Annotated in this window: 11 protein-coding genes and 1 pseudogene; 8 read left to right on the top strand and 4 right to left on the bottom strand. The window is 67.0% G+C overall.

Annotation, left to right across the window (positions count from 1 at the left end):
• The 3 genes and pseudogenes from OO71_RS51100 to OO71_RS42125 form a co-directional block, all read right to left on the bottom strand.
• Positions 1–213: pseudogene (locus OO71_RS51100) on the bottom strand (ferritin-like domain-containing protein); the annotation flags it as partial.
• Positions 214–1,017: 804 nt separating this feature from the next.
• Positions 1,018–2,346 carry a group II intron reverse transcriptase/maturase gene (gene ltrA, locus OO71_RS46820; protein ID WP_211260826.1) on the bottom strand — a complete coding sequence of 443 codons (1,329 nt, stop codon included), beginning with the start codon at positions 2,344–2,346 and terminating at the stop codon, positions 1,018–1,020.
• A 1,372-nt stretch (positions 2,347–3,718) separates the two neighbouring features.
• The gene (locus tag OO71_RS42125) at positions 3,719–4,897 is read right to left on the bottom strand and encodes a CaiB/BaiF CoA transferase family protein (RefSeq protein WP_033295672.1); all 1,179 of its coding nucleotides are present in this window, start codon (positions 4,895–4,897) and stop codon (positions 3,719–3,721) included.
• 399 nt (positions 4,898–5,296) lie between these two features.
• On the opposite strand from OO71_RS42125, the gene OO71_RS42120 reads away from it, so the two are divergent.
• The 6 genes from OO71_RS42120 to OO71_RS42095 all read left to right on the top strand — a co-directional run bounded on the left by OO71_RS42120 (position 5,297) and on the right by OO71_RS42095 (position 11,085).
• Positions 5,297–6,100, top strand: coding sequence for an ABC transporter ATP-binding protein (locus OO71_RS42120; RefSeq protein WP_033295691.1), 804 nt, complete (start codon positions 5,297–5,299; stop codon positions 6,098–6,100).
• 83 nt (positions 6,101–6,183) lie between these two features.
• The gene (locus OO71_RS42115) at positions 6,184–6,942 is read left to right on the top strand and encodes an ABC transporter permease (RefSeq protein ID WP_051793042.1); all 759 of its coding nucleotides are present in this window, start codon (positions 6,184–6,186) and stop codon (positions 6,940–6,942) included.
• A 62-nt stretch (positions 6,943–7,004) separates the two neighbouring features.
• Positions 7,005–8,084, top strand: coding sequence for an ABC transporter substrate-binding protein (locus tag OO71_RS42110; RefSeq protein ID WP_033295671.1), 1,080 nt, complete (start codon positions 7,005–7,007; stop codon positions 8,082–8,084).
• 31 nt (positions 8,085–8,115) lie between these two features.
• On the top strand, positions 8,116–9,522 hold the full coding sequence (locus OO71_RS42105) for an MmgE/PrpD family protein (RefSeq protein ID WP_033295670.1): 1,407 nt from the start codon (positions 8,116–8,118) through the stop codon (positions 9,520–9,522).
• The gene (locus OO71_RS42100; protein ID WP_033295669.1) at positions 9,515–10,264 is read left to right on the top strand and encodes an SDR family NAD(P)-dependent oxidoreductase; all 750 of its coding nucleotides are present in this window, start codon (positions 9,515–9,517) and stop codon (positions 10,262–10,264) included. The genes OO71_RS42105 and OO71_RS42100 overlap by 8 nt, the downstream gene beginning before the upstream one ends.
• Positions 10,261–11,085, top strand: coding sequence for an SDR family NAD(P)-dependent oxidoreductase (locus OO71_RS42095; RefSeq protein ID WP_051793040.1), 825 nt, complete (start codon positions 10,261–10,263; stop codon positions 11,083–11,085). The genes OO71_RS42100 and OO71_RS42095 overlap by 4 nt, the downstream gene beginning before the upstream one ends.
• On the opposite strand, the gene OO71_RS42090 is transcribed toward OO71_RS42095, so the two are convergent.
• On the bottom strand, positions 11,078–11,713 hold the full coding sequence (locus tag OO71_RS42090; RefSeq protein ID WP_156096826.1) for a TetR/AcrR family transcriptional regulator: 636 nt from the start codon (positions 11,711–11,713) through the stop codon (positions 11,078–11,080). The genes OO71_RS42095 and OO71_RS42090 overlap by 8 nt on opposite strands.
• 336 nt (positions 11,714–12,049) lie before the next feature.
• Here OO71_RS42090 and OO71_RS42085 point away from each other — a divergent pair, with 336 nt between their 5' ends.
• Complete coding sequence (locus OO71_RS42085) at positions 12,050–13,561, top strand: aldehyde dehydrogenase (RefSeq protein ID WP_033295668.1); 1,512 nt, start codon at positions 12,050–12,052, stop codon at positions 13,559–13,561.
• Positions 13,562–13,604: 43 nt separating this feature from the next.
• Entirely contained in the window at positions 13,605–14,825 is a 1,221-nt protein-coding gene (locus tag OO71_RS42080; RefSeq protein ID WP_033295667.1) for a CaiB/BaiF CoA transferase family protein, read from the top strand.

Below are 14,825 nucleotides of genomic sequence, written 5' to 3'. Positions count from 1 at the left end.
GCCGTCGCTGACCTCACCGGAGTCCTGCGCGACCGGAGCGGCCTGGCGCACGGCGGCTGCGGCCGGGCCGGCGAACCCGCCGATCCCGGCCAGCGCGCCTGCGCCGACGACGCCGAGACCGGTCAAACCAGCGGCCTGCAGGAACTTGCGCCGGTCCTTGGGGTTTACCGCACTCCGGGCGATCATCGAAGCGGCATAGCGTTTGCCAAACACGTGCGATCTCCTTCCCGTCCGGCGACGCCGGACGTGCCCGCGCGAACAGCGCCCGCCCGGGAGTGACCTTCGTGGACTCCCCTGGTTCGGTGCCGACAGCCGAGCGGATGGGTCGATTCCCGATCGGGTGAGCAGTGGCCAAGCGCGGTTGCCTCACCCGCTGTTCCGGCGCGATGAGGCGTTCATGGCGGGCGTGCGGCGCGGTGAGACCGGGGGACCTGTTCGGCGAACGTCCGCTTCGGACAGACCTCACAGTCGCAGAAGAATCGCCGTACCTGCAGGGCAGATCACCGTCTCCTGACCCCCGATCGCCGGGTCGGACATGTCTCGGTCGTACTGGCTGTGCACCCGTCCAGACCTGACCACGCAACCGGGACGCGCAGCATCGGGTGCCAGAACGCTCTCCTGCGGCCGAAGAGCGGGCCCCCGGTCGGAGAATCCGCTCGATCCGCAGCGGCGGCGGGTGGGGAAGCAGGACCTTCGGACCAAGATCATCGCACCACGGACATGATCAACCACCGCGCGGAGTTCACTGCCGCCGGGCACTATCGCTGAGTAGGCCCGGGGCGCGGTGCCGGGATTGCTCCTGGCCCGTTTCCCCGGACCTCTCGCCGAACCCGCCGTGCGCCTCTCAACGCAACGGGCTCTCCACGGTTCCTGTCGTCAGGCGTGGTTGGTGTGGACGTAGGCGTTGGGGATGTTGCCTGCGCGGTAGCGATACCGGGTGACCGGGATCGCCGCTATCCGGCGCAGTTCGATCTCGCCCGCGTTGATCGCCCGCCAGTGCCCATTGGGCGCGACAAGTCAACGGCGGACGTCCTTCCACCTCCAGTGGTGCCGTTGCCTCATCATGCGGACGATCCGCCACCAGGCGAGACTGTCCAGCATGGCGAAGGTATTCTTGGCAACCGCGTGTCGGAAGTAGTTGGCCCATCCGTGCATGGCCAGGTTGAGTCTGGTTAGCACGTAGCCCAGGTCCTGCTGCGACGTCCTGCGTGTCAGGGCACGGATCTTGGCCTTCAACGACCGGATCGGCCGGTCGGCTATGAAGGTGTATACGTGCCATTTGTTCGTGCCTCTCTTGCGGCGCCACTGGATGCGGAACCCCAAGAAGTCGAACCCGTCAACCATGTGCACCACCTGGGTTTTCGCCTCGGACAGACGAAGCCCCATCGGCGCGAGCACCCCGGCGACGTCTTCGCGCATCGCCTGCGTGTCGTCCTGCGTTCCGTGAACCAAGACGACGAAGTCGTCGGCGTAGCGGACGAGCCGCCACGTCGGCAACCCCTTGCGACGGCGGTATTGACGCTTGCCCTCGGTCGCCATTGTCCCGCCGGGCTTCCACGGCCCATGTACGTGCTCATCGAGCACCGCCAGGGCGATGTTGGCCAGCAGCGGGGACAGGATGCCGCCTTGCGGCGTGCCGGTGAAGGTCTCCTTGCTGTCGCCGAGTTCGGTGAGGATCCCGGCCTTCAGGAAGGCTTTCACCAGTGTCAGGACGCGTTTGTCCCTCACCCGGAGTCGCACCCGGTCCATCAGGGCCGTGTGATCGATCCGGTCGAAACACGCTTCGATGTCCGCGTCCAGCACCCATCGGTAACCTCGGGTGCCGAAGTAGTGGATCTCAGCGATCGCGTCCTGTGCCCGCCGTTTGGGCCGAAACCCGTACGAGACCGGCTCAAAGTCGGCCTCGAAGATCGGTTCCAGCACCAGCTTGAGCGCCGCTTGAACGACCCGGTCCGCCACCGTCGGAATGCCGAGGCTGCGAACCTTTCCCGATCCGCCCGGTTTGGGGATCTTGCGCTCCCGCACCGGCAACGGCCGGAACGAACCCTGCTTGAGCCGGGTCCGCAGGTCGTCCAGGAATCCCGGCACGCCCACCTGCTGCTCCACGTCGGCGACCGTGAGGCCGTCGACGCCCGCAGTGCGCGCCCCGATGTTCCCCGCGACCCGGTCGAACGCCACGGTCAGCGTTGCCGGGTCATGCACGAAGTTGAACAGGTCGTCGAACCTGCGGCCGGCATCGGCCGCCGCCCAACGGTGAAGCTTGGCCTGCATCTCCGATACTCGCCGGTGCGGCCCAACGGGCGTTTCCGGAGTGGCGCCCCTGTTCAGGGGCGCATCTTTCGGCATTACAGCTCCTCGTCTCCTCGAAACCGCTGCCGCCCTTCGCCATGTGACCGGCTCTCCCGGCCTCGGACTACTACGGCGGCTCCGCCCCACCCGACCCGTTCGGCTGTCGATGCGCCTATCCCGCCCGCGGCGGGTTGGATGCCCGCGGGGCTGGAACCAGGCCAGGTGGTTCCCGTGTTCACTGTGATTCGCTCGGCGAAGGAGGAGCCCGGCTGTGTCCCGGCGGCCTCGCCACGAGTACGCCGCAGACCTTCCTCGTGGCCTTCCGGAGCAGCAATCATTCACCCTCCGGAAGTTCCCGCCGCTTCCATATACAGCGGGACGCACCGCGCCCGGCCCAGATCCGTCAGGTTCGAGCCGGTGGCCCAGACAAGGACGTAACAACGCCGGTTCCTCGCGTACTCCTCTCCGCCACGCTCGCCGGACCCGCACCATCTGACGGTTCTGACACGTCCCGGCTTTGTCAGGGCTGCTCCCACCCTCCCCGGCATCACCCGGATCAGGCTGCCCTCAGCTCCACCGACCTGCTGCGACAGGCCGGAGGCGAAGGTCTCCCACCTCCACTCGAACCAACAGCGCCTCACGGCGCAAACGGACTCTGTGCCAGAGCCAGGAAAAACTGACCATTGGCAGGTGGAATCATGGACTTCCGGACGTCACGCGAGGATGGGTTTGGGTCGACAGGTGCTCGACGCGCGGAACCGTGTGGCCCAGCAGAATGTCGTTCGGGCAACTGATGGTGATCAGGGCGGCGTCGCCTGCCCGGAGCCTGTATCGAGAACGCAGAGGGGCCGGAATCTTTATGGGGAGCGTGCAAGTCGGGTGTGGCAGCCCCATTCGGGCCCTCATGGGAGAAGGCCGGATGCTCGGGCGGCGATGACACTTGAGAGATCGATCCCGGGCTGCCGAAGCCCGCATCTCGGACACGCGTATTGTTGACCAGCGGAGAGGCCGTCAGATCGACGGTCTCTTTTCGTGGTCGAACCGCAGGTCAGGGGCCAAACACCAGGAGGGCTGGGCCGGCTTGCCCGACTCCGCGTCGTTCAGGCCGCGCCGGTGCCACCACGCGAATCGATCAGGGCGTAGATGTCGACCTCGCTGTCACTGGTCGTGCGTTACTTGGGCTGAGATAGGTTGTCGACCGATGATTCGCCCGGCTGGTGTCAGCGCGCGACAGCAGGCATGTTTGGCCTCTCGTGGCCAATCCGCATGACGTTCCCTGCCGCGACATCCTCCGGGACAAACAGCATCTTCTGCTGAGCTCAGCGGCCGAAGAACGCGCAGCCGGTGTCGTGCGGGCTATCCAAGGACGCCTGCGCCGGGCTGCCTTGCCACTGATCGGCGAGGCGCCGTAGATTCTTCTCCGCTGGCGTTAGGCGATGATACCGTTCGAGCGGAGCTCGCCGATCTCGTCCGGCCTCTTGCCGATCATTCGAAGTATTTCCTCGGTGTGTTCGCCGAGATGTGGCGCGCGTTGCGTGTCGAGTTCCGCGAGGCGGTCGTCGATGATCACTGGGGACGTGGCCAGCCGGGAGCCGTCGGCGGTTTTCTGGAGGTAGCCGGCTTCGATGGCCTGCTCGTCGTGGGCCAGGTCGCCGACCGTTCTGATCACGCTGGCCGGCACGCCGGCTGATTTGAGGTCCTTCACCACGCTTTCGGCGTCGCGGCCGGTGAGTGCGTCATTCAGGGCGGTGACCAGTTCGCCGCGGTTGGCGACGCGTGTTTCGTTGGTGGCGAACCGCGGGTCGTCGATCAGGTCGGTCCGTCCGAGAGCGCTGCACAGGCTCCGCCACAGCTCGACGCTCGTGACGCCGACCATGACTTGTCCGTCTGCCGCGGTGAGCGCTTCGTAGGGGGCCGAATTGTGTTGTGCGGTGCCGATCCTTGCCGGGTGGACGTCCGCCATGGTGACCGAAGCGATGTGGTGCATCAAGAAGCCGGAGGCGGTGCCCAGGAGGCTGGCCTGTACTGAAGCGCCGGTGCCGCTGTCGCTCCGCTGGAACAGCGCGGCGACGGCACCCATGGCCGCCCACATGCCGGTTCCGAAATCGAGCATCGCGGTGCCCACGCGGGCCGGTGGGCCGTCCGGATGGCCCGTTACATCCATGATGCCCGAGAAGGCCTGGAGGATCGCGTCGTAACCGGGTTCCCCGCCCAGCGGGCCGCGCGGGCCGTATCCGGAGATCTCGCTGACGACCAGCCGCGGATGGGTGGACCGCAAGGTCGTGGCGTCGACGCTGAGGTCGGCCGCCTTGCCCGGGCGCAGGCTGCTGATGAAGACGTCGGCGTCGGCGAGAAGGGTGTGCAGGAGCTCCCGCCCCTGTCCGGACTTGAGGTCGAGGACGATCGACTTCTTGCCACGGTTGATCGCGGTGAACGGCGCGGAAACCTGCGTGCGGGAAAAGGGCGGCCAGCCGCGGACGACGTCCCCGCTGCCGGGCCGCTCGACCTTGAGCACCTCGGCGCCGAGGTCCTGCAGCACCAGGCCGGCGTAAGGGCCCGCGACATTGCTGGCGAACTCGACAACACGTACTCCTGCCAGGGGCAGCACAAGGGCCTCCTTTGCCGGGCGGCGGCGCGCCGGGACCTGAAATACCAACGAAAGAGTAGAATATCTTCCCCGAGGTTGGCAAGGCCGCGATCCGCCCGGGTGATCGGCCCGACGGTGGCCGAACGCGCGGTCTTAAATCTACTCATCGATCGAAAATTGTCCGCATGGTTGACATAAGCGATGGCGGCTGCCAGCATCGTTCCGTCCCGCGGTGCGATGCGGGTCACATCGGATCACGAAGCGGTCGGAGCCGCCGCGGAGGCGCTCCCGTCTCCTGCGAACCTGCTCGATTTCATCCGGTCAGTGTCCGGGCAACCACCCTGGAGGTTCCGAGTGAGCCAGATTCCCTCTGCCGGCCATACAGCCGTGTCCGTCCCGGCCGCGGTTCGGGGTGATCCCGTGGCGGGCAACGGCGGTGCGCGAGTTCCCAAGCTTCAGGCCGCGGGCTTGGGTATGACGTTCCAGCGCCGCGCCGACACGGTCACCGTGCTCCGCGGCCTGGACTTCGAAGTCCACGAAGGTGAATTCGTTTCGATCGTCGGGCCGAGCGGCTGCGGGAAATCGACCATCCTGAACCTTGCCGCAGGGCTGCTGACGCCCAGCGCGGGTCGCCTTGCCTACGACGGTAAGGGGGTGCCGCAACCGAACACGAGGGTCGGCTACGTGACGCAGAAGGACAACCTGCTGCCGTGGCGCAGCGTGCGCAAGAACATCAGTGTGGCGCTGGAGATCCGTAAGCGGCCTCGGGACGAGATCAAGGAACGCACTGCCGAACTGGTGGACCTGGTCGGCTTGCAGGGGTTCGAGAACGCATACCCGGCACAGCTTTCCGGCGGAATGCGCAAGCGGGTGACGCTGGCACGTACGCTGGCTTACCGGCCGGACATGATCCTCGCCGACGAACCGTTCGGTGCCCTCGATGCGCAGCTGCGGCTGGTGCTGCAAGAGGAACTGCTGCGCATCTGGCAGCACGAGAAGAACACGATCGTGTTCATCACGCACGACATCACCGAAGCGATCGCGTTGTCGGACCGGGTCCTCGTGTTCTCGAAACGGCCGGCCCGCGTCAAGGTGGATTGCCCGATCGACCTGCCCCGGCCGCGTGACCTGGCTCGGGTGCGCACCGACCCGGCTTTCGATCGGCTGTACGACCGGCTCTGGACCGAGCTGGCCGAAGACATCGAGGCGGGAGACGCCCTGTGACTGAGCCGGCCGATACTTTGACTTTGCCTGCTGGGCAGGCGGAAGACGCGCCGGTTCCGGCCGTCCGGCGAAGCAGCTCCCGCATGCGGCGGACGCTGGTTCTCGGCGCGGTCCGCCTGGCGATGATCGCCGGATTCCTGAGCCTGTGGGAACTCGCTTCGGGGCGGTGGATCCGGGAGTTCTGGATCTCGAGCCCCTCGGCGATCGGCGAGGCGCTCCTGAAGTGGCTGCAGGACGGAACGCTCGCGACCAATCTCGTCGCGACCTTCAACGCCATGATCCTCGGCTTCGTGGGAGGTGTCGCGGCCGGCGTCGTGGCCGGCTTCACGCTGGGCCGGATCCCGTGGCTGGCGCAGTTGCTGGATCCGCTCATCGTGTCCATCTATTCGCTGCCGAAGATCGCGCTGGCACCGCTGTTCATCCTGTGGTTCGGCATCGGTCTCTTCTCCAAGGTCTTCCTGACCGCGGTCGTGTGTTTCTTCCTTGTCTTCTACAACACCGTCTCCGGTGCGCGGGCCGTCGATCGCGACTTGATCGATGTGGTCCGGGTGATGGGCGGCTCCCGGTGGGACGTCCTTCGCCGGGTGGTGCTTCCCAGTGCGGCCGAATGGATGTTCGTCGGAATCCGCCAGGCCGTTCCCTACGCGCTCATCGGTGCCGTTGTCGGTGAGTTCATCGCGGCCGATCGCGGTATGGGATACCTGATCACGCGGGCCGGTACGGCATTCAACACCGCCGACCTGTTCGCCGCGCTGTTCGTCCTCATGGTTGTCGCGGTGATCCTCGACTTGCTGGTCCGGTGGTCGGAGCGGCTGACCTCGCACTGGAAGGTCGACCGATGAGCTTGCCCGCACGAGCGTTCGGTTCCTGCTCCACCCAACAGCCCTCAGAGAGGCGGGTCGCCATGGATGTCAAGCGGGTCGGGAAACAGTTCATCACCGCCGTTGCGGCAACTCCGGTCCTGGTACTCGCAGCGTGCAGCTCGGGTTCCTCGGCAAGCACCGGATCTTCCGCCTTGGGTCCGCTGGATGCTGCGGTGTGCCAAGGGCAGCAGGTGAACATGGCCACCGTCTCCGGTGACACCGCCTACTATCCGCTGTTCGTCGCGCAAGGTGCGAAGTACTTCGACCAGGTCGGGCTGAAGCTGCATGGGGTCGAGCTCGCCAAGTCGTCGTCGAAAATCGCCGCCGTCGTGCGCGGTGAGCTCGACGTCGCACCGAGCACCATGGGAGGTGTTCTCGACGCCCGTTCGAACGGAGCACCCGTCGTCGCGTTCGCCGGATTGCAATATGTCAACAGCAATCCCGTGGTGAAGAAGAGCGTCCTGGCGGCGGCAGGGATCTCCGATGCTTCGCCGATCGAAAAGAAACTGTCGGTGCTGAAAGGACGGACGATCGCGGCGACCTCTCCGGGCAACGGCACCGACGTCCTTGCCCGGGCGCTCTTGAAAGGCGCCGGTCTGACTCCCGAGCGCGATGCGAAGATCACCTACACCGGCAGTCCGAGCGCCAGCTTCGCCGCCTTCGTCTCCGGAAGCGTGGACGCGCTCGTCGTGTCGTCGCCGTTCACCGATATGGCGATCGACAAGGGTGACGGCGCCTACCTGCTCAAGTCGGCCGACGAGTACCAGCCGTTCGCGGGTACCCCGTACGTCGTTCTCTTCACCAGCGACCAATTCGCCGAGAAGGACCCGAAAGTACTGCAGTGCTTCACCCGGGCGATCAGCATGGCAGAGAAGCTGATCCACGACGATCCCGCGGGTGCCGCACGGAGCGCCAGGGCTCTGTTCAAGGACATCGACGATGCCACTTATGGCGTTGCTGCCCGGATCGGCGCGGAGTACAGCATGCCGGCGCCGTTGATCGATGCCCCCGCCGTGGAACGGGCACGCCAGCTCGAGAACTCCACGGGCAAGTCCGTCGATGCGTCGGCGATCACGCAATCCGTGAACACCAAGGTGGCCCAGCCCGCGGGGACCAAGTAACCCGTCAGCGACAAAGAAAGGCAGTGTGTGCATGGAGCACGAGCGTCGCGGTACTTCATCCCCCGGCAGCATCCCGGTCGCGCGTGAATTCGCCCGGCTGATGGTGGAAACGTCCTTCAAAGACTTGCCGGAGCAAGCCGTCGACTACGCGGCCATGCTGGTCGCGAGCACGATCGCGAGTTCGGCATTCGGCACCACCATCCGGTCGGCGCAGGTCGTTCGCGATCTGGTCTGGGAACGCCGCGGTGCCGAACAGGCGTCGGTGTGGTTCGAGGCGGGCACAAAGCTGTCTCTCGTCGATGCCGTCCGTCTCAACGCGGTCCGCAGTTCCGCGGCTGCGTCGGACGACAGCGACCTGCGCAACATCGTCCACGCCGGAACTCCCGCCACCACGGCCGCCCTCGCCGTCGGCGAGCGGGAGGGTGCCAGCGGGGAAGACGTCCTCGCGGCGATCGCACTTGGCTATGAGGCAGCGGCCCGGGTAGGTGCGTCGATCACGCCGGGCTACAAGCAGCGTGGTTTCCACGGCTGTATTGCCGCGATCTTTGCCTCGACGGTCGCGAGTGGACGGTTGCTTCGCCTGGACGAAGACCGGATGACCCACGCGATCGCCCTCGCGGCGACCACGATCTCCGGGTTCGTCCGGGCCGCCGACGTGAGTACGGCGCGGGAGCACCACGACAGCATGGCGGCCACGCTCGGGACCGAGGCGGCACTCGCCGCCGGGCACGGCTTCACGGTGGACGACCGGGTCTTCGAGCGGGCGCAAGGCTATTTCGAGGTGTTCGGCCAGACGACCGAGGCGGCCGGGCGCACCGCGATGTGTGCCGGGTTCGGCACGAGCTGGGCGATCGTCGACTTCATGGCGATCAAGCTCATTCCGGGTGGCCACCCGTTCCACGCGGGGGCCGAAGCGGCGGCCGCCGTCGTCCGCCAGGCCGGGATCACACCGGCCGACATCACGTCCATCGAGGTGGCTGCACCCGGCCTGAAGGAGCTGGTGGGGCCGCGTCATCCGGTCGATCTGGTCCAGATGGCACACAGCCAGGCGTACTTCGTCGCCGCCGGAGCCGCGGATGGCGAGTTCTCCTGGGGCCACGCGTCCGGCGAGAAAATCGCGGACCCGGAGATCCATCGCCTCATCGATCTCATCCGGGTCGATCCTGCCCCGTGTGAGCTTCCGGAGCGCTATCGGCAAGGCGCGACGGTCACCGTCCACACCCGGGACGGGCGTTCGGCCTCGGCGACCGTGTTCGAACCGGCGGGCAGTGGTGCTCAGGGGATTTCCTGGAACGACGTCGACGCGAAATACCGGGCGCTGGTGCCGTTGTCCGGCCTGGGCGGCGGCGCGGTGGATGCGTCGCTCGCCGAGATCCACCGGCTGGCCGAGCTCCCGGACGTCCTTCCGCTGACCCGATCGCTGGTGCGCAATGCCTGACGCAGGTTCGCCCGGCGTCGCGCTCGTTACCGGCGGTGCCAGCGGAATCGGCCGCGGGGCCGCGCTCGAGCTGGCCCGGCACTTCCGTTCCGTAGTGGTGGCCGATCTCGCGATCGCTGCGGCCGAAGGCGTCGCCGAGGAGATCCGGAGTGCCGGCGGCACGGCACTGGCCGTCGCGGTGGACGTAGGTGACGAGAGCGAGGTGACCGCCATGGTGGACCGGGCCGTGGCGGCTTTCGGGCAGATCGATGTCCTCGTGCACAGTGCGGGCGTACTCGGCAGGCGCAGGCCGATTCTGGAGATGACGGACCAGGAATGGCGTTCGCTGCTGGACGTCAACCTCAGCGGGACCTTCTACGTCAGCCGCGCGGTGGGACGGCACATGGCCGGGCGGGGGAGCGGCACGGTGATCCTCTTGGCCTCCGACCGGGGTGTCTACGGGGCACGGGAGAAGGCGCATTACGCCGCGTCCAAGGGCGCCGTCATCGCGTACATGAAGTCGTTCGCGCTCGAACTCGGCCAGTACGGCGTGACTTGCAATGCCATCAACCCCGGGACCACGCAGACGCCTGGCTTGGAGGCTGATACGTCGCCGGAGCACCGGGAAGCCCGTGCGGCGAGTGACCCCCTCGGGCGGATCAGCACCCCGGACGACATCGCCAAGGTCGTGCTCTTCCTCGCGGCCGGCGGAGGATCGTTCATCACCGGTCAGCTCTTCTCCACCCGGATGCGTGTCGCGTGACCACCGGACGAACCAACGACAAGTCCCCGGCAAATCCTGGCGCACATGCGGGCCAGCGTTACCTGGTCACCGGGGCGAGCTCAGGCATCGGAGCCGCGGTGTGCCGGCATCTTGCGGCGGAAGGTGCCCGGATCGTCGCCGTCGGCCGGGACGAAACCCGGCTCCGGCGAACCGTCGAAACCTGCGAAGGGCCCGGGCACCAATGGCTGAGGGCCGATCTGGCGGACGACGACCTGGACGCACTTGCGGATGAAGCCGGGTCGGGCGGCGCCCGGATGGACGGCGTTGTGCACGCCGCGGGGGTCTTCCGTCCTGGGCTGATCGCGGACCAGACCCCGCATGATCTCGAGCAGATGTGGCGCACCAACGTCCGTGCGCCGTACCTCCTCGTCCAGGCGCTGCTGCCGAAGCTGTCCGCTCCGGCTGGCGTCGTATTCGTGTCGTCGGTGTCCGGGCACACCGGGATCGCCGGGCAATCCGCCTATGCGGCCACGAAAGGTGCGGTCGAAGCGGTGATGCGGTGCCTCGCCATCGAACTCGCACCGCGGGGTATCCGGGTCAACTCGGTGGCGCCGGGATTCATCGCCACCGAAATGAACGTGCAGTTTCGCGATGACGGAGCACGGGTCGCCAAGCTCGAGGCCGCCAGCCTGGCGGAACGGCTGGGCGCGCCCGGCGACATCTCGCGCGCGGTGGGTTTCCTCTTGGATCCGCGCAACAGCTTCGTCGTCGGGCATTGCCTGCGGGTCGACGGCGGTTACCCGGTTTCCGAGGTCGCGAAGGGCGTGCTGCTGCCGGAGGACCGTGGCCAGGTCAGCTGAACAACTTCATCAGGGTGGCGCACATGGTGTCGGCGAGCCGCTTGGCTGCGGTCCGGCTCTGCGGGCGCGCCCACACCGGCGCGAAGTTCAGCGCGCCGTAGATGCAATGCAGCGCAAGGCTGGGGTCGGCAGAGCTCAGTTCGCCCGAATCCACGCCGGCCTGGACAGCTTCCCGGAACACGGCGTCGTGGGGTTCGCGCAAGGTGCGGATCAGTTTGCGGTGCTCGGCAGGCCACTCCAGCGGCTGCGCGAACAAACGCGCGGCTTCGGGGTAGTCGACCAGCAGGATCACGAGCTGCTCGTGGATGAGTGCCCGGAGGCGCTCCCTGGCGCCGAGGTCGCGGGTTTCCGCCGCGAGCTCCTTCAGCCGGTCGTTGACCTCCTCCGCCACGAGGTTGAGGCAGGCCACGACGAGCTCGTCCTTGCTGCTGAAGTAGTGGTACAGCGTGGCCTTGGTCAAGTCCATCTTCTCGGCGACGCTGTCCATGTTCATGGCGTGGTAGCCGTCGCTGTTGAGCACCCGGGCGGTGGCGAGGAGGATCTCCCGGATCTTCTGCGTCCGCTTGCGCTGGACCCGGCCCATCGGGGGCTGCCCGGTTTCCTGCGCTGCCACCTTCGCCGTGACCACCAGTACCACCCCTTTGCCTGCCTGCGGCTCGCCTGACGACGAGGATACACGCAGTCGTGTTTGATAACCAACACGGTCATTGAAAATCTACCAACGGGTCAATGGGGGGATCGGGTCGCCCGCCGCGGCGCGGGCGTGCCAAATATCGACTGCAGAGACGAATATAGACTCAATGGTTGAAAAAGTCTTGACGTTGCCCCCGGTGTCGAACCACACTGGTGCAGCGCTTGCGGGGACCAGGGGTGTCCCCGGCGGGGCCGGCGGGATTGCTCGCGCCCCCATGCGGAAAAGCCCGGGCGATCGTCGTCCGGTGCGCATGTCTGGAACAGGAGCACCATGACCGAGACGGCGACCAGGCCGGCCGTGGACGCCGAGCCACGGGAATTCGACATGCTGATCGGGGCGGACTGGGTCGGCGCGCGCTCCGGCGAGCGGTTCGCCTCCGTCAATCCGTTCACCGGCCGGGTCTGGGCGACGGCTCCGGCGGCCGGAGCGGCCGACGTCGATGCGGCCGTCACGCTCGCCGGCAAGGCGCTCGACGGTCCGTGGGGAGCGATGCCCGCGGCCGAACGCGGCCGGCGGATCCGCCGGCTCGGCGAGCTCATCGCGGAGCAGGCCGAGGAGCTCGCGGTACTGGAGAGCCTCGACAACGGCAAGCTGCTGCGCGAAATGCGGGGCCAGCTCAAGGCCTTGCCGGGGTGGTACGAGTACTTCGGCGGGATGGCGGACAAGCTGGAGGGGGTCACGCCGCCGGACCCGAAGCCGAACCTGCTCGTCTACACGCGCCACGAGCCGGTCGGGGTCGTCGGGCTCATCCTTCCGTGGAACAGCCCGTTGCTGATCCTGGCCAACAAGCTGGCCCCCGGTCTCGCCGCGGGGTGCATGTTCGTCATCAAACCGGCGGAGCAGACTCCGGCGTCGGTTCTCGCCTTCGCGAAACTCGTCGCACGCGCCGGAATTCCCGACGGTGTGGTGAACGTCGTGACCGGGGACGGCCGGACCGGGCAGCTGCTGACCGCGCATCCCGGGGTCGCGAAGGTCTCCTTCACGGGTTCGACGGCGAGCGGCATCAAGGTGATGAAGTCCGCTGCGGACCACGTGGCCCGGGTCACTCTTGAACTCGGCGGGAAGTCGCCGAACATCGTATTCGACGACGCCGACCTCGAAGCTGCCGCGAACGGCGTCGTCGCCGGCATCTTCGCTGCCGCCGGCCAGACCTGCGTGGCGGGGAGCCGGCTCCTGGTGCATCGGCGGGTGCACGACGAACTCGTGTCCCGGATCGCCGCGCGGGCCCGCACGATCCGGCTGGGAGACCCGTTCGGCGAAACCACCGAGATGGGACCGATCGCTTTCCAGGAGCAGCTCGACAAGGTGGCCTCGTACGTCGACATCGCGACAGCCGAAGGCGCCTCCGTGGTCACGGGCGGAAAACGTCCGGACAGTCCGGAACTGGCCAGGGGGTTCTTCTTCGAGCCGACGATTCTCGCGGACGTGGACAACTCCATGCGGATTGCGCAGGAGGAGGTGTTCGGCCCGGTGCTGGCCGTGATTCCGTTCGACGACGAGGAATCCGCGGTCACCATCGCGAACGACATCCCGTTCGGTCTCGGCGCCGGAATCTGGACGGACAACGTGCGGCGTGCGCATCGCGTGGCGCACCGGGTGAAGGCCGGGTCGGTGTGGGTCAACGAGTACCGGCTCACCAGCTACAGCGTGCCGTTCGGGGGCTTCAAGCAGAGCGGCATCGGCAGGGAAAACGGCATGGACGCGGTGCGCGAGTACACCGAGACGAAATCGGTCTGGGTGAACCTTTCCGACGACACCAGGGATCCGTTCGTACTGGGGTGATCGTGGTCCACAGTGGATTCCCGAGGCAGAAGGAGGCTCGACGATGACCGGCTCGGCGATGGGGGAGGGACTCCTGGGCGGAGTCCGGATCCTCGACCTCACCAAGGCCACCTCCGGGCCTTTCGCCACCCAGATCCTCGCTGATCTCGGAGCCGAGGTGATCAAGATCGAGGAGCCGCCGGGAACCCCGCACGAGCGCTCGATCATGCAGCCGGAACTGGAATTGTACGGCAGCATGGACCCGTATTTCGTGTCCGTGAACCGGGGGAAGCGCAGCGTGGTGCTTCCGCTCGCACACCCGCGCGGCAAGGCCACGTTCTACGAACTCGTCGAACAAGCTGACGTGGTCGTGCACAACTACCGGCCGAGGGTGCCCCGCAAACTGGGCGTGGACCACGAGTCCTTACAGCGTCGCAAATCCGACATCATCACGTGCGCGATTTCCGGCTATGGCGGTAGCGGACCGCTGAGCGACCGTGCCGCGTTCGACATCACGGTGCTTGCCGAGACCGGCATGCTCGACTACATCGGCAAATCCGGCGAGGACGGGCAGCTCGCGTACCCGTACGTCTCGGTGGGTGATCTGGCCGCCGGAATGTACTGCGCGATCGCGGTACCCGCCGCACTCGAGTACCGGCGGCGGACCGGCCGGGGACGGTGCATCGAAGTCGCGATGTTCGACGCGGTCCTCTCGTGGTTCATCGGGCACGGCGTCACCGCCATGAACTTCGGCGAATCACCCCACGTTTCCGACCGCAGCATGTGGGGCGTCTTCACGACGGCCACGAGGCCGCTGGTGATCACGGCGCATCGCGAGCCGCAGTGGCGGTCGTTCTGCACGGCGATCGATCGCCGGGAATGGCTGAGCGACCCGCGGTTCGCTCATCCGACCGCGCGAGCGCAGCACATCGCGGAATTGCGGGCCCTCGCGAACGAAGTGCTGGGTGGAAAACCTGCCGACGAGTGGAAGGCGCTCTTCTGGGAGAACAACGTCCCGTTCGCCGAGGTGCGTACCATGGCCGAGGCGCTGCACGGGGAACAAGCGAAGGCGCGCAACATGGTGCTCGATCTGCCGGCGGGCGAACGAGACATCAAGCTCATCGGAAATCCGATCAAAACCGATATCAGAGAGCGCGGGTACGCCCCACCGCCCAGGTACGGCGAAGACACCACGAGCGTGCTGCGTGACCTCCTCGGCTACGGAGACCACGAAATCGGCGAGATTCTCTCGCTCGGCGCGGCAACGGGGACGGCAGGCCGGTGA

The organism is Amycolatopsis jejuensis, assembly GCF_000717335.1.
GTDB lineage: Bacteria > Actinomycetota > Actinomycetes > Mycobacteriales > Pseudonocardiaceae > Amycolatopsis > Amycolatopsis jejuensis.
This window is presented reverse-complemented; position numbering and strand designations above follow the sequence as displayed.